This is a genomic window from Gordonia sputi NBRC 100414 (assembly GCF_000248055.1).
Lineage (GTDB): Bacteria > Actinomycetota > Actinomycetes > Mycobacteriales > Mycobacteriaceae > Gordonia > Gordonia sputi.
Window position 1 is genome coordinate 23,855 of sequence record NZ_BAFC01000025.1, and the last position, 18,837, is coordinate 42,691.

Sequence of the window (18,837 nt, forward strand, 5' to 3'; positions counted from 1 at the left end):
TGGGTGTTTTCAACCCGAGCGTTTTCGACCCACAGTCGAAAACCCTCCCCGAAGACTACGCCGACATTCGCGGTTCGTGTAGATCGGCTCGACGTAGGAGTTGGGCATTGAGGGCGACGATGATCGTCGACAACGACATCAGCAACGCTCCGACCGCCATCGGGAGCACGAACCCGATCGGCGCAAGGATGCCGGCTGCGAGCGGCACCGAGATGATGTTGTACCCGGCGGCCCACCAGAGGTTCTGCTTCATCTTGCGGTACGCCTTGCGTGAGAGTTCGATCGCCGACACGACGGTCCGCGGGTCGTCACCGGCGAGCACGACGCCCGCCGACCCGATCGCCACGTCGGTGCCCGCGCCGATCGCGATACCGACATCGGCGCGCGCGAGGGCAGGCGCGTCGTTGACTCCGTCGCCGACGAAGGCAACGGTGTGGCCCTGCTTCTGCAGGTCGGAGACGATCTGCTCCTTGTCTTCCGGCCGTACCTGCGCGTGCACCTCCGTGATGCCCACCGCCTTGGCCACCCGGTCGGCGACGTCCCGGGCATCACCGGTAATCATCACCGATTCGATGCCGCGGTCGCGGAGCTCGGCGACGGCCTGGGCCGATTCGGGACGCGGTTCGTCGGCGAGTGCGATCACTCCGACGACCTCGTCGTCGATCATGACGTACAGCACCGTGTTTCCCCGAAGGTCCCGTGCAGCAGAGGCGAGATCATCTGGGACAGCGACATTTTCGACGAGCCTCGGACCGCCGACGGACACCTGCCGACCGTCGACGACAGCGCGCACACCCGTTGCGGCGTGCGTACTGAAATCCTTCGACGACGCTGTGCGCACACCCTCGTCCTGCGCGGCGCGCACGATGGCGCGAGCGAGCGGGTGCTCGCTCTGCAATTCGGCCGACGCTGCGAGACCGAGAAGCTCGTCCTTCGAATACCCCTCGCGCGCAACGATATCGTTCACCTCGGGCCGTCCACGAGTAAGCGTTCCGGTCTTGTCGAAGCAGACGACGTCGATTTGCCGAAGGGTTTCGAGCGCGATCCGATTGGTGACGAGCACACCCATCCGGGCGGCACGTTCGGTGGCGATCGAGACCACCAGCGGTATCGCGAGTCCGAGTGCGTGCGGGCACGCGATGACCAGCACCGTGATCGTGCGGATGACTGCGTCCTCGGGTTGTCCGATCGCCGTCCAGATGATGGCGGTCAGCGCCGCGGCGCCAAGCGCGAACCAAAAGAGCCAGCCCGCAGCACGATCGGCGAGTCGTTGCGCACGCGACGTCGAATTCTGCGCTTGCGCAACGAGACGCTGGATGCCCGCGAGCGTCGTGTCGTCGCCGACAGCTCTGACCCTCACCGTGATCGCCGAGTCGGCGGTTACCGTTCCGGCGACCACCTTGTCGCCGACCTTGCGGGTGACGAGATCAGACTCTCCGGTGATCATCGACTCGTCGAGTTCTGCTGTGCCGTCGATGATTACACCGTCCGCGGGAACCCTGCCGCCTGGACGCACGATCACCACGTCGCCCTGGACAAGGTCGGCCGGGGCGACCGTCTCGGTCTGCCCACCACCTGGATCGCCGACGACGCGCTCGGCTTCGTCCGGCATCAATGATGCGAGCGAATCGAGTGCCGACGTGGTCTGCGCGATCGAGCGCATCTCTATCCAGTGCCCGAGCAGCATGATGACGATGAGAAGTGCCAGCTCCCACCAGAAGTCGAGATCGTGAGGGAGCAGGTGAAGCGACGCACCCCACGACGCGACGAATGCGACCGTGATCGCCAGCGCGATGAGGGTCATCATTCCGGGTGTGCGCGAGCGAAGTTCGCTCACGGCACCGGTCAGGAACGGCCGTCCGCCCCAGAGGTACATGACCGTGCCGAGCACCGGCGAGATCAGTCGCACCGCGTTGTCGGGGACGGTGTAGCCGACGATCGACCCGAACATCGGCGAGGCCACGACCACCGGAATCGCGATCACGCACATGATCCAGAACAACCGTCGGAACATCGCGACGTGGTCCATATGACCGTGCGCCCCGTGGCCCATCTCCCCGTGGCTCATGTGCTCGTCGTGGCGCGGTGCTGCGCCCTCAGTCGTGTGCCGGTGCGGTTCCATGACCCCGTTATACCCCCCTAGGGTATGCAGCGCCACCTCATATATGTGCACATATGCGCACATATTGTTACCATCGTGCTGTGCGGGCATTCACCTATCCGACCTTCCGTCGGCTCTACGGCGCGCAGGTCGTGTCACTGCTGGGCACCGGCCTGCTCACCGTGGCGTTGGGTCTGCTCGCCTACGACCTCGCAGGTCCCGACGCCGGACGTGTCCTGGGCACCGCGCTCGCCGTGAAGATGGTCGCGTACGTCGTCATGGCCCCGGTGATGCGCGCCCTCGTCGCTGCCCTGCCGGCCTCACGGGTGCTCGTCGGCGCCGACCTCGTACGTCTCGGCATGGCCTGCTGCCTGCCATGGGTCGGCCACGTCTGGCAGATCTATCTGCTGGTGTTCGCGTTGCAGACCGCATCGGCGACCTTCACACCGACCTTCTCGGCAACCATCGCGCGCGTGGTCGACGACGGCGACGACTACTCGTCCGCCGTCGCGGCATCGCGGATCGCCTACGACCTCGAATCCGTCGGCAGCCCACTGATCGCGGCGGCACTGCTGACCGTCGTGTCGTACTCGACGCTGTTCGTCGGCACCGCGCTCGGCTTTGCCGCGTCCGCTGTCCTCGTCCTCTCGTGCCGCAGAGACATCAACCGCAGCAGCATCAACGAAAGGCCCACCTCCACCTCCACCTCCGCCGAGAGCTTCGCCCGCCGAACCTTCGCGGGTTGTCGAATCATGCTGGCGCGCGGTGTATTTCGCGGCGTGTTGTGGGTCAACGTTGTCGTCGCCGCGGCAACCGCACTGGTCATGGTCGGCACCGTGGTCTTCGTTCGAGCCGACCTCGGAGGTTCCGCGACCGCGGTTGCGGTGGCCTTCGCCGCGTTCGGCGCGGGGTCGATCGCCGCGGCGATCCTCGGGCCGCTGATCTTCTGACGAGCCGGAACCTCACGACCGATGCTGGCCTGTGCCCTCGCCTGCGTGATCGGCGTTGCGGCGATGGCGGCGTGGCTGGGCGCGTCGTCGTACATCTCGTTGCTCGCACTCTGGGCTGTGCTCGGTGCCGCGACGTCGATCATCTCGACCGGTACCGCGCGCCTGCTGCGCGATCACAGCACCGACGCCGACCGCGACGACGTGTTCACCGCACAGTTCTCGCTCTCACACGCCGCGTTTCTGGTGACCTATCCCCTCGCGGGCCTCGGCGCGTCGACCAGCGGGCAAGCGGTGTGCGCTCTCGTGCTGTCGGCGCTCGCGCTGCTCGGACTCGTCGGCGCTGCGTACAGCTGGCGACCGGTCAGTACCACCCGAACAGCGACCACCCGAACAGCGAACACACGGCCGGCGAACCTACGTATGCACCCGCGGATCTCACTTACGATGAATCGAGCAACCGCAACCGCAGACGAACGGTGATCACCGCCGATGAAACAGGCAGCCACCCCTGCCCCGAGCCTCGAGCACCGGGTCAGCCCCGACCCGGAACTCCTCGGCACCTCAACAGCACTGTTCACCATGCTGTCCGATCCCACGCGGCTACACATCCTCTGGCTGCTGCGCGACGAAGAGCGTGATGTCTCAGCCCTGACCGAGGCTGTCGGGGCCTCGCGGACCGCTGTCAGCCAGCACCTGGCCAAGCTGCGCTTCACCGGGCTCGTCGACACACGACGCGAGGGGCGTCGAATCATCTACCGCCTGCGCGACGGCCACGTCGGAAGGGTCATCGCGGAGGCTCTCAACCACGCCGACCACCGGGTCTCGGGCGAGCCGGAGCACGGCTGACGCGAGGCCAGACACCTCGGCCGTTTGCACGTCATGTCCGATTCCCGACTTCGACCTCCTACACTGGGCGCGATGCGAGAACCGGCAAGCACGACGAGCAGGGGGGGAACATGGACAGCACAGTTGACGACGGTCGCCGCGCACGTCTGCGCCCGGCGTCGCCAATCGCCGAGGTCACGCGCCTGGGAGTGACCACCGCCCACGCAACTCTTGGCGTCGGCAAATTCCTCCTCGACACCGCATTCGACGCAGCGCACCTGCGTGCACCGAGTGGCAAGCGCGCGGCCGCGCAAGTGCGTGCGACCTTCGAGCACCTGGGCCCCACCTACGTGAAACTCGGCCAGCTCATCGCGTCGAGCCCCGGCGTTTTCACCGAGACGTTGGGGTCGGAGTTCGAATCGCTCCTCGACAGCGTTCCGCCCGCCGACCCCGACGCGATCCGGCAGGTCTTCATCGACGAGATCGGCAGCGCACCCGAGGACGTCTTCGCCGAGTTCGACCCCGTGCCGATCGCATCGGCGTCCATCGCCCAGGTCCATACCGCGACGCTGCACAGCGGCGACGAGGTCGTCGTCAAGATCCAACGTCCCGGAATCGCCGAACGCCTCGCGCCCGACGTCGCGATCCTCGAACGGCTCGCGGGCCTCGCCGAGATCTCCGAGTACGGCCGGATGTTGTCGGCGCGGCACGTCGTCGAAGATTTTGCCGACGGTCTCGACGCCGAGCTCGACTTCCGCAACGAGGCCGACGCCATGCGCGAATGGTACGAATGTCTCAAACCCGGACAGTTCGGTGATCGCGTTCGCGTTCCCCAGGTCTACGACGACCTGACAACCCCGCGCGTCATGACGATGGAACGCATCTACGCCACCCGCATCGACGACGCCGCTGCTGTGCGCGCCGCGGGGCACGATGGGGTCGCGCTGTGTCGAAACCTGTTGCTGTCGCTGCTCGAGTCGGCGTTTCACGGCGGCTTGTTCCACGGCGACCTCCACGCGGGCAACGTCCTCGTCGACGCCGACGGCCGCCTGGTGCTGCTCGACTTCGGGATCGTCGGACGCTTCACACCACGAACCCGACGCATCCTGCGTCAGCTCGTCGTCGACCTGATCGTCCGCAACGACTACGAATCGGCGGGTCGCGCCATCTTCCTGCTGGGAGCCGTCCGCAACCCCGGTTCGACGACCCAGGGCGGGGCTGACATTCGCAAGATCACCACACCGCTGTCGACCACGGATCTCGGCGACATGAGCTACACCGACCTCGGGCGACAACTCGCCGCGGTCGCACGCGCGCACGACGCCCGATTGCCGCGGGAGTTGGTACTCGTCGGAAAGCAACTGCTCTATGTCGAGAAGTACATGAAGCTGCTGGCACCGCGCTGGAAGGCGATGTCGGACGCGGAGATCTACGGCTACATGGCCGGAATCATGAAGGAAGCCGAACGGGACCGGCGTGCCGATCGAACCGGCATGGGCTGATACCCGGTGGCCGACCATTAGGGTGAGAGCGTTGACCGTGGCCTGCTCGTCGACACGATGCACCGGGCCCGAACCGCACAGGAGTCGAGAATGAGACGAGTTTGGCTGGCGCTGCTGGCATTCCTCGGGGTTGCTTGCATCACCGCGGCGATCGCCATCCCGGCGTTCCTGGTGCCACAGTTGCGCGTGGTGCCACTCGATCTCGACATCACATCCGACGCGTCGACAGTCCCAGCCGACGGCTCGGCCGGTGAACGCTTCCCCGCGGTCATCTTCGATCGCTGCTCGATCTCCCAGCCCAAGGCCCGCACACTCGACGCACATCTGACGCAGCAGCGTCGGAGCGTGATCATCGAGCCGTCGGACAAGCGACAGGCGACGGTGCAGTCCGCGCAGACGGTTCAGATCGACCGCATCCGCGACGCCGATGGCAAGGAGACAACACCGCCCGCTCCCCGCGCCGAAGGCGACCTGAAATGCGACGACGGTCTGCTCACCGCGACCATCGACCGGGTATCGGTCAACCGCAAGACGTCGGTGCCCAACGGAACCGTCAGCTCGCTGCAGCTCGAGGCGGCACCGGAGGGCGTGAACGTCGAGGACGTGTCTGTCCAGTTGCCCGACCGTAAGGGCTTCCAGTACAAGTTCGGCTTCAACGTCAAGAAGCGCTCGTACCTCTATTACGACCTCAACACCCGGCAGGACCAGCCCGCCAAGTACGTCGGCGAGAAGACCTTCAACGGGGTCAAGACCTACGAGTTCGTCTCCGAGGTTCCCGAGACCGACCTCTCGTCGCTGCCCAACGCACAGGGTGAGGCCGCGCTGGGCACGATGCTCACGATGCCCGCCAAGTGGTGGGGCATCTCCGGTCGCGGCGTGAAGCCCGACGACAAGATCACGATGCACCGCTACGCGTCGGCGACCCGCCACGTCTTCGTCGAGCCCGAGACCGGCACGATCGTCAACGGTCGCGAAGATCAGCGTCAGTACTTCAAGTCGCCCGACCAGAGCGACGGGACGCCCGCGCCGGTTCGCGACTTCAAGCTCGACGCACTGAAGGCAACCTTCCAGTGGTCGGACACGACGGTCACCGCGCAGGCCGATCGTGCCCACCACTACATGAATCTGCTCAAGATGGGCGGATTCTGGTTGCCGCTCATCCTCGGCATCATCGGCGCGCTGCTGCTGCTCGCATGGATTCTGATCATCTGGCGGACCCGCAACACCTCTGACAAGAACCTCGAGAGCCCCGACGTCTACGACGACGAGCCCGGCTACGTCGACGACCGCGACTCCGGTCGTGGCAAGGGCGCCGCAACGACGACAGCGCTCGCCGGAACAGCGGCAGGAGCAGGCCTTGCGGGCCGCAACCGCCATGCTGCACCCGAGAACACCGACGATGCCGCGACGACGACGATCGGTGCGGCCGAGACCGAAACGTACGCCGACGAGGACGACGACGCCTACATGTGGGATCGTCCGACTCAGCGCATCCCACGCGTCGAGGGGCCCGCGGCCTCCGACGCTGAGGAGGGCGACGACCAGCCGACCCGCCAGGTGCCCGCGGTCGATGAGGACTCGTCGGACGACACACCCCGCTCCGCGCTGGACGAGGCCCGCGCCTTCCGACGCCGCGGCACGCAGGACTCGGGCGAGTAGGACAACCCGAGGCCACTTCTCTCGCTGGTTGAGCGGCGGCGAGCGCAGCGAGTAGCCGAGTCGAAACCACCACCCCCCGCTGGTCGGGCTGGCCCGCCTTTACCGCTGGTTGAGCCCGCCCGCCTTAGCGCTGGTTGAGCCCTCCCGCCTTCCCGCTGGTTGAGCGGCCGCGAGCGAAGCGAGCAGCCGAGTCGAAACCACTCACCCGCTGAGCTGAGCCGCCTTAGCGCTGGTTGTGCCCTCCCGCCTTCCCGCTGGTTGAGCGGCCGCGAGCGAAGCGAGCAGCCGAGTCGAAACCACTCGCCCGCACCCACACCCCACCCACACAAACGACGAGGGCCGGCGATCAATCCGATCGCCGGCCCTCGTCGTGTTCAGTTGTTCAGCTACCTGGCCGCGGCTCAGAAGAACGCGGGGCGGAACGTGGTGTTCCACGACTGGCGGAAGTTCTCCTGCCAGTAGTCCCACCAGTGGTCGCCGTCGGGGGTGACGTGCGTGGTGAGCTTGACGCCCGGGACCACTGCGACGCGCGGAATGTAGAGCCGCGTGCTGACCGATGCGGCCACCTCGAGCGGAACCATCTGCGAGAACTTGACCGGGTTGAAGTTCGCGCTGCTCGGGTTGATCGAGCTGTCGAACTTGCTGCCGAGACCGGTGCCCGACGACAGGTACACGTAGTGGCCCGCGAGGTTGTTGGCACTCAGGAACGGATCATTCTGGAACCACTCGCCTGCCGGAAAGAAGCCCCACATGTTGTTGGGGTCGCCGCCCATGGTCGCAACCGACGCCTGGATGCCCTGCGTGAAGCCGGGGAAGGTGACGGTCGGGTAACCGCTGTAGGACGCGACCGCCTTGTAGAAGCCCGGGTGCCGCGACGCGAGGTTCAGCGCCGACGTTCCCGACATCGACAGACCGGCAATTCCGTTACGTCGGTTGTCGGAGTTGTGGTTCTTCTTCATGTACGCGGGAAGTTCGCGCGTCAGGAACGTCTCCCACTTGTTCACGCCCAGCTTGGGGTCGGGACGCTCCCAGTCGGTGTAGAAGCTGCCGCCACCACCGAAGGGGATGACCAGGTTGGTGCCCTTGCCGGCCATGAAGCGGTCGGCGCCGGTGTTGTTCTGCAGCCAGCCGCTGGTGTTGTTGGGCGCACGCAGACCGTCGAGGAGGTAGAGGGTGGGCTTGGGACCTCCGCCGCCACCGTCGACGATGCGAACCGGGATGTTCTTGTGCATCGATGCGGAGTACACGTATTCGGTCTGGCCGGCCGCGTGGGCTTCCGGGGCCACGGCCATGGTCAGGCCGCCGAGCGCCGCCATGGCGCCCACAGCGGCAACGAGGCGCTTGCGCGCACGAGTCAACATATGAGAAAAGTCCTTACGATCTTGACCCGGACGGGCCTCGTTCATACGGGCAGGAAATGGGGCCAGCGGCCTTGCCGACTGAGTTGGTCCCCAACGCGACAGAGTGTAACGGCTGCATAACGCAGCAGCAAAAGGTACATCGACCCTTGACCGTCGGTTGAGACACGCAGATGATCATTACCCACGTCACACGCACGGTCCATACCTGCGCAGCGTCAACTAGGTCACAGGGCACTCAGTTGTCACATGTCGGTTGTCACATCTCGATACCCGTCGGCGCTACCTCACCGGAGACCCCGGGGATAGGGTCGTCCCATAAGCAGGACATATCGAGGAAGGCTCTCGTGAACACAGCGCATGTGGATGCAGGACAAGCCGACGCCATCGTCGTCGGGTCCGGCCTGGCCGGACTCGTCGCCACCTACGAACTCACCAAGGCGGGTCGTCGGGTGATCGTCGTCGACCAGGAGAACCGCAACAACCTCGGTGGACAGGCGTTCTGGTCGCTGGGTGGCCTCTTCCTCGTCGACACTCCCGAACAACGTCGACTGGGCATCCACGACTCCGCAGAGCTGGCGCTGCAGGACTGGATGGGCTCTGCGGGCTTCGACCGCGACGACGAGGACTACTGGCCTCGACAGTGGGCTCGCGCCTACGTCGACTTCGCAGCCACGGAGAAGCGTCAGTACCTGCACGATCTCGGTCTGCGCATCACACCGGTCGTCGGCTGGGCAGAACGCGGCGGCGGATTTGCCGACGGCCACGGCAACTCGGTACCGCGCTTCCATCTGACCTGGGGCACCGGACCCGAGGTGGTTCGTGTCTTCGCCGAGCCTGTGCTCGACGCCGAGCGCCGCGGACTCGTCGAGTTCCGCTTCCGGCATCGCGTCGACGAGATCGTCGTCGAAGACGGCACTGCTGTCGGTGTGCGCGGGTCAAAGCTCGCCCCGACCGCTGCCGGCCGCGGCGAGGCGTCGAACCGCGATGAGATCAGCGACTTCGAGATCCGCGGCGGTGCGGTCATCGTCACGACCGGCGGCATCGGTCACAACCACGAACTGATACGCAAGAACTGGCCGACGGAGCGCCTCGGACCCGCCCCGAAGACGATGATCTCCGGTGTCCCCGCCTACGTCGACGGTCGCATGCTCGGCATCGCCGAGGAAGCAGGCGCAAGTCTGGTCAACCGCGACCGCATGTGGCACTACACCGAGGGCATCCACAACTGGGATCCCATCTGGCCCGATCACGCCATCCGCATCATCCCCGGGCCGTCGTCGCTCTGGCTCGACGCCAACGGCAATCGACTCAAGCCGCCCAACTTCCCCGGCTTCGACACCAATTCGACGATGCGCGAGATCCTCGCGACCGGCTACGACTATTCGTGGTTCATCCTGACGCAGTCGATCGTCGAGAAGGAGTTCGCACTGTCGGGTTCGGAGCAGAACCCCGACATCACCGACAAAGACCTGAAGTTCGCCGCGAAGAGCCGTTTCGCGAAAGGCGCGCCCGGTCCTGTCGAGGCCTTTTTGAAGAACGGCAGCGACTTCGTCGTCGCCGATAATCTCGCAGAACTCGTCGCGGGCATGAACGAGATCACCCGCGGACCCAAGCTCGATCTGCAGCATGTCGAGCGCGTGATCTCGGCCCGCGACAACGAGATCGACAACAAATTCTCCAAGGACGCGCAGTTGATGGCGATCACCAACGCGCGCCAGTTCCTCGGCGACAAGATCGTGCGTGTGGCCAAGCCGCACAAGATCCTCGACCCTGCACACGGGCCGCTGATCGGGGTGCGACTGAACATCCTGACGCGAAAGACGTTGGGGGGTCTGGAGACCAACCTCGAGTCGGCCGTGATGCGACCCGACGGTTCGGTCTTCGACGGCCTCTACGCCGCGGGCGAGGTCGCCGGATTCGGCGGCGGCGGTGTGCACGGTTACAACGCACTCGAGGGAACGTTCCTCGGCGGCTGCATCTTCTCGGGCCGCGCCGCCGGGCGAGCGGTCGCGCGGGGCGCGGCCAACACGGAGCCACAAGCGTCGTAGACAACCATGTGTGCCTGACCTGAGTTTCGTAAGGACACACTTTCACCGGCGCGGATTGCGCGCTGCACTAGAGTGAAAACCGTGCCCGTACCGCAGACGATCCTGACACGCAAGACAAAGCACGCGTTGTTCCTCGTCCTGACGATCAACGCGGGTGGCGAGGACGCCGTCCGGGGAATGTTCGACGTCCTCGGGTCGCGCATCAACTCCGTATCGTCCCGAGCGCCCGAGCAGGCGCTCGCGGGCATCGTGTCGATCGGCTCGGATGCGTGGGACCGCCTGTTCGCAGGCAATCGCCCCAAGTCGCTTCGACCCTTCGTCGAGTACGCGGGCGATGTCCACACGGCCCCTGCGACTCCCGCCGACCTGCTGCTGCACCTCAAGGCCGACGCGATGGACCTCTGCTACGAGCTCGGCCGCATGTTGATGAGCGAACTCGGCGACGCCGTGACGGTCGTCGACGAGGTGCACGGCTTCCGCTACTTCGACCTACGCGACCTCATCGGCTTCGTCGACGGCACCGAGAATCCCGTCGGCCAGGCTGCGATCGACGCGATCACCGTCGGCGACGAAGACCCCGCGTACGCGGGCGGTAGCTACGTCGCCATCCAGCGCTATGTCACCGACTTCAAGGAATGGGATTCGATCTCGGTCGAAGACCAGGAGGCGGCGATCGGGCGCACCAAACTCGACAACATCGAGATGTCCGACGACGTGAAACCGACCAACTCGCACATCGCGCTCAATGTGGTCAACGACGTCAATGGCGAGCAGATCGACGTCGTCCGCGACAACATGCCCTACGGCGAGGCCTCGGGCATCGGCGACTCCGGCACCTTCTACATCGCGTACTCCTCGGCGCCCGACGTCACCGAAGAGATGCTGCGCAAGATGTTCATCGGCGATCCGCCCGGAAACTACGACAGGCTGCTCGACTTCACGACCGCCGTGACCGGGGCACAGTTCTTCACCCCGACCGTCGATTTCTTCGACGACCTCCCCGACGCCCCAGCCGCCGCCGAATCGGATTCCGACGACGACGCTCCCCACGATGTGCCCGCACCCGCACCGGTCACGCTCGACGCCGCATCGCCGGTTCCGCCACCCGAGCCGACCGACCCCGGCGACGGGTCGCTGGGAATCGGATCGCTGCGCTCCTCGTGAATCACCCGCAACCTTCTGCCTGACAACACAACTCGCCAACACAACCCGCCACCGACTACCAGGAGACGCACCATGAACAATCTGCATCGCGAACTCGCCCCCATCTCCGCGTCCGCCTGGGAGGCCATCGAAGAAGAGGCAGCGCGGTCGTTCAAGCGCAACATCGCGGGCCGTCGACTCGTCGACGTCAAGGGACCACTCGGACTCGAGGCGTCATCGGTCACCCGTGGCCACCGCACCAAGATCGACGCCCCCGCCGATGGCATCCAGGCGTTCAAGCGCAGCGTGCAGCCGCTGATCGAACTCAAGGTGCCGTTCACCGTCACGCGCGAGGCCATCGACGACGTCGACCGTGGCGCGGAGGATTCGGACTGGGATCCGGTGGTCGACGCCGCACGCGAGCTCGCGCTGGCCGAAGACCGCGCGATCTTCGAGGGATATGCCGCCGCCGGCATCTCGGGCATCCGCGCCGAGGCCACCGCGACACCGATCCCGCTGCCCGAGGACGTGCGTGACTACCCCGAGGCGTTCAGCGCGGCCCTCTCGACGCTCAAGCTCGCGTCGATCGACGGGCCCTACTCCATCGCGCTCTCGGCCGATGTGTACAACCTCGTCAACGAGACGTCGAATCACGGCTATCCGGTCCGCCAACACATCCAGCGTCTGATCGACGGCGAGATCGTGTGGGCACCCGCCATCACCGGAGCGTTCGTATTGTCCACGCGCGGAGGTGATTTCGAGCTGACCATCGGTCAGGATGTCTCGATCGGCTACGACTCTCACGACGCCGACGTGGTGAACTTGTACTTCCAGGAGTCCTTCACCTACCTCACCTACACCGGTGAAGCGGCAGTCGCGTTGACGTCCGCCTGACCGGAATCGCTCCTGTCGAGTTGACTGGTGCGAACCGATCGACTCCGGGGGTCAGTCCGCGCAGCAGTGCCCCTTGGGTCCGGAGGGGACATCGAGCGACGGATTCCGGTCGAAGAAACCTATCGGCTTGAGCTTGAATCCGGCGTAGTCGACCGGCATGACCGGCGAGTCCTCGGGTCGCGGGAAGTGGGTGAGGCCGAAGGTGTGCCACAGCACGACGTCCTCACCTTCGATGTCGCGGTCGGCAGCGACGTAGGCCGGTAGACCGGCGTCGCCTGGGTGCTGGTTCACGTAGTCGCCGGCCGGATACCGCTGCGCTGCATCGTATTGCGTGACCCACAGATGTTTGGTCGCGAATGCGGCCCGCTTCGCGATGGAGCTCTGCGGGTCTGCCAGCAAGCTCGGCTGCCCTTCGGGATGAAGGGCATACCCGACGTCCTGACCGAGCCTGTTCTGTTTGTCGGGGTTTGTGATGTGCCAGACCCTTGCCTTGAGGTTGTCCGCGCTGCGCATGGCCTCGGACTCGGTGCGCAGTGTGGTCTTCTGAGCCCGGAATGCGTTGCCCCACGGGTTGTCCGGGCCCATCGGGACGGGCACCGCATCCACCTCGGTGACGGTGTTGCGGTTTCCGTCGACGGCCATGTCGAGTCGCGCCGAGAACAGATGTTGGTGGAACGGCGCACCGAGGTCGGGTGCCATCTCGGTGGAAAAACCGTCGGGTCCGCGGTGGGCAGAGGTGAACACGATACCGGTGGCCTTCGCCTCGAGTTCGATCGTGCCGTCGAGGTAGAGGTCCCAGTAGAAGCCGTAGTCATAGTTGCCGATGGTGAGGAAGAACGAGATGACGAGTCGTCGGGAGCGTCGGGTCTCGGCCATCCCGTTGAACATGTCGGTGTGCTTCCACAACACGCTATAGTCCTCCTCGTGCAGGCAGATCGCATTCTTCATGACCCGCGGATTGCCCTGTTCGTCGGCGATGGTCACGTCGAAGTAGGTGATGTCGCCGAGGCAATCACAACCGAGTTCGAGAGCGTTGGTGTACCGGCCGAACAGATACTCGCCTTGATCGAAGTAGTTCTGCCAGTACCGAACCGGTGACGGATCGGCGTAGGGCACCACCATCTCGGCGATCGATGCCCGATAGATGACCGGCCGCTGCTCATCGCCGTCGCGCACCGAGAGCTGGTGCAGTGTCAGGCCCTCACGAATGTCGAATCCGAAGCGGAAAGTCCAGTCCGCCCAACTGATCTGGTTTCCCTCGACGGTGAAGCTCGGACCCTCGGGCTGGGTGATCTCGATCGGCTTGAGGTCGGCGCGGGTCGGCACGGCATGCGGGGCAGCATTCCACTCGCCGCGTTCGGCGGGCACGGGCAAGGTGATCTCGTCGATCACCTTGAGTACCTTGCGGCCGGTGAGGTCGACATAGGCGACGACGCCGTCGATCGGATGCGCCCACGGCAGGTCGGCCTGGTCGGACTGGTAGAACGCGAGGACTCGGACGATCCGGTGACCGACCTCGTCCTCGTGGCCGAACACGCCCGCCGACAACGGGACCGCGCGCACGTTGGCCGGCTCGAGGTCGCGCTTACTCATCGCGGCCAGCCAGTCGTCGGAAGCGAGAAGGTATGCCTCGATGTCCGCGAACTCCTCGTCCAGAATCGGCACCTGCGCCTCGGTCGCGGCGTCGATCATGGTGCGCTCGAGCACCTTTGCCTCGGTCAAAGACACCAGCAAGCTGCTGCCCGTCCCGGTGTCACGGTCGAGGAGGAGCACACGAGCCTGCCGAACGATCTCGTCGCCCGCCCGGTAGGCGAGCACGACGTCCTTGGCCCGTTCGTCGAGGGTCACGAACACGAAGCGGGTGTGCTCGCTCAGCAGCCCGGCTTCGTCGACGATGCCGCGGACCGCGGTGATCTCGGCGGCCGACAGTGGGGTCAACGGGTGGTCCGGGCTGGATTGGCCGATCGCCTCGGGGGCGGTGGTGACAGCGGTACTCATGGGCGTTTCTCCTTCGAATAATAGTGTGCAGTAACGGGATTCAGTTGTCGGACGAGGTGAGGTGATGGCCGCGTGCGGCCTGGTAACCGCGACCATTGCGCCCGCAGCGAAGGCCGCGACGAGCAGGACTGCGATGATGACGGCGAGGGTGTCCGAGCCGCCGACGAGCAACGGGAGATTCAGCGCGGTCAGCACGAGGAGCGCGGCGAGACCGAGCAGGCCGAGTCCCGGTGCGATGAGGGTTTGCCACGGCCGGGTGTCCTTGCGGGTGCGCCGGAAGTAGACGATCACCGCGGCCGAGGTCAGCGTCATCAGGGCGACGATGCCCACTGATGACACCCCCGCATACCACGCGAACACCTGCGTGACCGGGTCGAGGCCGCCGAGCGCAGACGCGACCACCAGCACAACCGCCGTCGTGGTCTGCACGACCGAGGCGATGTGCGGTGAGGCGTGACGGGCGTGCGAACGGCCACACGCCGACGGCAGGGCACCGCTGTTGCCGAGCGAGTGGATGTAGCGGGACAGGACGTTGTGAAACGAGAGGATGGCTGCGAACAGGCTGGTCACCAACAGGATCTGGACGAGATCACCGGCGGCGGACCCGACATAGCGGACCGCGGTCCCGGTGATCATGCCCTCTGGGTTGTCGGTGGCCATCTTGATCGCCTCGGTGTCACCCCACGCGCTGATCATCAGCCAGCTGCTCGCCGCGTAGAAGGCGCCGATGATCAGCAGCGCACAGTACGTCGCACGCGGAATGGTGCGGGCCGGGTCGCGCGCTTCGTCGCGGAAGACCGCGGTGGCCTCGAACCCGATGTACCCGGCGAGCGCGAAGATCAGTGCGATACCGGGTGCACCGTGGAAGAACGCCGACGGCGAGAGCGCCGTTGTCGAGAAGCCTTGGTCTCCACCACCATGCCCGAGGACCGACAGGTTGATGACCATCACGATGCCGACCTCGCAGATCAGCAGAACGCCGAGAACCTTGCCGGACAGTTCGATGTGGCGGTAGCCGAGGGTCGCGACGACGACGAGGATGACGAGCCCGTACACGTACCAGGGCACCGACGGCCCGCCGTGGGACGTGACGAGTTCGTTGATGGCGGCACCGATGTATCCGTAGACGGCACCTTGCACCGCCGTATACGGGAGCAGTGCGAGGAATGCGGCGCCGAGGCCGGCATGCCGGCCGAGTCCGTGTGCGACGTAGGTGTAGAACGCGCCGGCGCGGGGGATGTGCCGCGCCATGGCGGTGAAGCCGACTGCGAAGAGCAGCAGAACGACCGTGCAGACCACGTACGAGGCGGGATAGGCCGCGCCATTGCCGGCCGAGATACCGAGCGGCACCGTGCCGACGATTACGGTCAAGGGCGCGGCCGCCGCGATCACCATGAAGACGATCGCGGTGGTCCCGAGTCGGCCGGTGAGTGTGCGGGCCGCGGTCGCGGACGGCGCCGTCGCCGAGGAAGCCTTGGTGGTCATGTCTGCACGTCGTCCTTCACTACAGAAGAGAATCGTTTGTTGTTGCCGGAGATCATCGTGGATACCTTCGCTTGCCGTGGTGTTGCCCATCGGTAAGAATTGCGCGATTACCGATGAGAAAGCATGCGTGAACCATTCCTATTTCGCGCAACCATGAATTCACGCGAGAAACTCACGCCGGTGAGTCGATTGTCGAGAGTGCCGTTAATCGGTCAGTGCGACATGTCCGGGAGGCGATCTCGCTCGACGACAGGCCCTGTGCATCCGGCGGTTCCACACCGGTCTCCGCACCACAGAGTCGATATCGAGTGACTCACGAGCTGACCCTACGCCCGCGATATGACCTGTGTCACCATGGATTCTAAATGAGTATTTCAAGGGTCCGAATTCTCATTTGAGCGCGCCGGAATCGGCGTCGCCCACCGGCGAGCACACATGGATCACGCAGCCCGAACAGACGAAAGCCCTTCAAATGAGAATCACCGAACAGGATGGTTCTCATTTGAACTCCGAAGAGAATTCATCGTCGAAAATGATGAGCCGACGCGCTCGATGGGCTACGTTGCGTTGTGGTGCGGGGTCGCGCGGAAGCAGGTGGGGTGATGGACAACCACGAGAGCATTCGGAGTCGGTCACCGGTCGCCGGTCTACCGCGATGCCGACTGTCCTTCGTCGAGGTCCTCGGTCAGTCGGTGGCCGCAGTGGCCCCGTCGGCCGTCATGGTCACCGTCCCGGTACTCATCCTCTCCGCCGCGGGCCACGCGACGGTACCGGTGTTCGTCGCGACCACCTTCTTGTTCCTCGCGGTGGGCTACTGCATCACGCAGTTCTCCACGCGCATGGTCGCGGTCAGCGGCATTTACAGCTACACGGTCAAAGGCCTCGGCGCCGGCGCGGGGGTGTTTGCCGGCTGGTCGGTGATGATCGGTTACGCCGGAGCCGCGATGGCCAGCACTTTGGGAGCGGGTGCCTACCTGGCCGCGCTCCTGAACCGGGTGGGCGTGCGCGACAGTCCACTGGTCGTCGCCCTCCTCACATTGGCGGTCGGCGCCGTAGCACTCGCACTGATGATCCGCGGAATCAAGCTGTCCGCACGTATCTCCCTGGCGATCGAGATGTTCGCGGTCGTCGCCGCCGCGGTGGTCCTGACCGTCCTCGCGGTGCGCGGTGGATCGACGTCGGGGGCCTCGTCGGATGTGCACGACGCACCCGGCTTCGCACTTCTGTTGGCCACCACGGCCTTCGTCGGATTCGAGAGCGCGACGACGGTGGCGCGGGAGGCCAAGCGGCCGTTTGAGACGGTCACCCGCGCGGTGCGGTGGTCGCCGCTGGCCTTGGGCGTGCTCTACGTCTTCGCCGCCGTCGCCCAATCAGGACATCAGGTGGCAGGCGGCAACGCCGCACCGATCGTGCTGAGTCTGCCCGGATCGTCCGGCCCGGGATCGACGGTGTTGTCGGTGGTGCTGGAACTCGGTATCACCGCCTCCTGGTTCGCCTGCGTGATCGGATCATGCACGGCACTGTCGCGCACGCTGTTCGCGATGGGCCGTGAAGGCGTGCTGCCGCCGGTATTGGGCAAGACGCACAAACGTTTTCGGACCCCGACCGTCGCGCTGTTGGCATCGGTTCCGGTGATCACGGTGGTCCCGGTGGTGTATCTGCTCGTCGTCGGCTCCGCGCGCTCGACGCTGGTCGGATTGCTCGCGGTGTCGGCACACGGTTACATCTGCGCTTATCTTCTTGTATGCGTCGGGGCGCCGGTCTTCCTGCGCCGCATCGGCGAGTCGGGACGGCTGCCCACGATCATCGGGATCGGTACTGCCGCAGCCTTTGTCGGGATCATCGTGTGGGCGGCGCTGACCATCGACGCCCCGGTGTGGATCGCGACGATCACCTACGCGGCGCTGGTGGCAGCCGGAATGGCGGTCTTCCTCATTCGACGCCGCATCGAGCCGAGGCTGCCCGAACAGGTCGGGGTGTTCGACGAGACCACCGCCGATCAGGTCCTCAACGACTACGACCCGTGGCAGGTCTTGCGATGAGCCCGAGCGGGACGAGTCTGTCCGGTCGTCAGCCGAAAGCGGTACAGAGCGCACTGCGCGTACTCGAGGAGGTGGCGCGATCGGGGGTCGGCGTGACCGCCAAGGACCTGTCCGATCGCCTGGACATTCCGTCGGCGACGATCTACCGGCTGCTGAATCTGCTCGTCGCAGAAGGGTTTGTGGTGCGAATGCCGGACCTGTCCGGGTTCGCGCTCGGCCCGCGCACGGGCGCGCTGGTGGACGCCACCCTGGTCCCGCGCGTCTGTACCGCGGCACGGGAGGTGCTCGCCGAGTTCCGGTTGTCCATCCGGTTCGGCGCGCATCTCTACTACTTCACCAACTCCTCGGTGCGGGCGGCCGACCTCGACACCGAGTTCCCGCCGGCGGCCGACGAGCGGACACTCAACACGTATCTGCACGCCAGCTCCATCGAAAAACTGCTTCTCGGCGAGAAGTCCGACGTGAACGACGTGGTCACCTTCCCGCTCACCGCGATCACCTCCCGTACGCCGACCACCCGGGACGCGTTGGCCGACCATTTGGCAGCTGTGGCCCGCGACGGCTTCGCGCTGCAGGTCGGCGAACTCGATCCCGACCGCGCCTGCATCGCGGTCGGCGTCCGGTCATCGGCCGGCACACTTGTCGCCGCGTTGGCACTCTCGGGTCACGCCGACCAGGCCGAGATCATGACGCGGCAGGTACCGGCGATGACCGAGCACGCCACGCGCCTGGCACCGTTGCTGCGTGAGCAGCGCTCGATCCACACCCCCCACGCATCCGGTGACCCTGCGGTCCGAGCTGCAGCCGCCGGCAAACCATTCGCCGAGAG

12 protein-coding genes and 2 pseudogenes are annotated in these 18,837 nt (G+C 65.6%); 10 read left to right on the plus strand and 4 right to left on the minus strand.

The features are described from left to right. Positions 1 to 55 precede the first annotated feature (55 nt). On the minus strand, positions 56 to 2,122 hold the full coding sequence (locus GOSPT_RS04075) for a heavy metal translocating P-type ATPase (RefSeq protein ID WP_039854687.1): 2,067 nt from the start codon (positions 2,120 to 2,122) through the stop codon (positions 56 to 58). Positions 2,123 to 2,202: 80 nt separating this feature from the next. On the opposite strand from GOSPT_RS04075, the gene GOSPT_RS24590 reads away from it, so the two are divergent. From GOSPT_RS24590 to pgfA, 5 genes are all read left to right on the plus strand, one after another. Beyond that, entirely contained in the window at positions 2,203 to 3,051 is an 849-nt protein-coding gene (locus GOSPT_RS24590) for an MFS transporter (protein WP_005203226.1), read from the plus strand. 21 nt (positions 3,052 to 3,072) lie between these two features. Then, positions 3,073 to 3,531, plus strand: a complete 459-nt coding sequence (locus GOSPT_RS24595) for an MFS transporter (protein WP_005203227.1) — start codon at positions 3,073 to 3,075, stop codon at positions 3,529 to 3,531. A 9-nt stretch (positions 3,532 to 3,540) separates the two neighbouring features. Then, the gene (locus tag GOSPT_RS04085) at positions 3,541 to 3,897 is read left to right on the plus strand and encodes an ArsR/SmtB family transcription factor (protein WP_005203229.1); all 357 of its coding nucleotides are present in this window, start codon (positions 3,541 to 3,543) and stop codon (positions 3,895 to 3,897) included. 110 nt (positions 3,898 to 4,007) lie between these two features. Continuing rightward, positions 4,008 to 5,378: an ABC1 kinase family protein gene (locus GOSPT_RS04090; protein ID WP_005203239.1), complete on the plus strand. Its 1,371-nt coding sequence runs from the start codon at positions 4,008 to 4,010 to the stop codon at positions 5,376 to 5,378. A 90-nt stretch (positions 5,379 to 5,468) separates the two neighbouring features. Beyond that, positions 5,469 to 7,037, plus strand: coding sequence for a cell envelope lipid trafficking protein PgfA (gene pgfA, locus GOSPT_RS04095; protein ID WP_005203241.1), 1,569 nt, complete (start codon positions 5,469 to 5,471; stop codon positions 7,035 to 7,037). A 401-nt stretch (positions 7,038 to 7,438) separates the two neighbouring features. On the opposite strand, the gene GOSPT_RS04100 is transcribed toward pgfA, so the two are convergent. Then, on the minus strand, positions 7,439 to 8,398 hold the full coding sequence (locus GOSPT_RS04100; RefSeq protein WP_005203242.1) for an alpha/beta hydrolase: 960 nt from the start codon (positions 8,396 to 8,398) through the stop codon (positions 7,439 to 7,441). A 344-nt stretch (positions 8,399 to 8,742) separates the two neighbouring features. Between GOSPT_RS04100 and GOSPT_RS04105 the strand changes: the two genes are divergently transcribed. From GOSPT_RS04105 to GOSPT_RS04115, 3 genes are all read left to right on the plus strand, one after another. After that, positions 8,743 to 10,446: an FAD-binding dehydrogenase gene (locus GOSPT_RS04105; protein WP_005203243.1), complete on the plus strand. Its 1,704-nt coding sequence runs from the start codon at positions 8,743 to 8,745 to the stop codon at positions 10,444 to 10,446. Positions 10,447 to 10,527: 81 nt separating this feature from the next. Next, positions 10,528 to 11,610, plus strand: a complete 1,083-nt coding sequence (locus GOSPT_RS04110) for a Dyp-type peroxidase (RefSeq protein WP_039854729.1) — start codon at positions 10,528 to 10,530, stop codon at positions 11,608 to 11,610. Positions 11,611 to 11,682: 72 nt separating this feature from the next. Further along, positions 11,683 to 12,483 carry a family 1 encapsulin nanocompartment shell protein gene (locus tag GOSPT_RS04115; protein WP_005203247.1) on the plus strand — a complete coding sequence of 267 codons (801 nt, stop codon included), beginning with the start codon at positions 11,683 to 11,685 and terminating at the stop codon, positions 12,481 to 12,483. 51 nt (positions 12,484 to 12,534) lie between these two features. On the opposite strand, the gene GOSPT_RS04120 is transcribed toward GOSPT_RS04115, so the two are convergent. Continuing rightward, positions 12,535 to 14,481: a primary-amine oxidase gene (locus tag GOSPT_RS04120; RefSeq protein ID WP_039854695.1), complete on the minus strand. Its 1,947-nt coding sequence runs from the start codon at positions 14,479 to 14,481 to the stop codon at positions 12,535 to 12,537. A 40-nt stretch (positions 14,482 to 14,521) separates the two neighbouring features. Then, positions 14,522 to 15,966: pseudogene (locus GOSPT_RS04125) on the minus strand (APC family permease). Positions 15,967 to 16,568: 602 nt separating this feature from the next. On the opposite strand from GOSPT_RS04125, the gene GOSPT_RS04130 reads away from it, so the two are divergent. Both GOSPT_RS04130 and GOSPT_RS24235 read left to right on the plus strand, forming a co-directional pair. Continuing rightward, the gene (locus tag GOSPT_RS04130; RefSeq protein WP_005203253.1) at positions 16,569 to 18,008 is read left to right on the plus strand and encodes an APC family permease; all 1,440 of its coding nucleotides are present in this window, start codon (positions 16,569 to 16,571) and stop codon (positions 18,006 to 18,008) included. After that, positions 18,005 to 18,676 (plus strand): annotated as a pseudogene (locus GOSPT_RS24235) (IclR family transcriptional regulator); the annotation flags it as partial. The gene GOSPT_RS04130 and the pseudogene GOSPT_RS24235, both read left to right, overlap by 4 nt. Positions 18,677 to 18,837 lie beyond the last annotated feature (161 nt).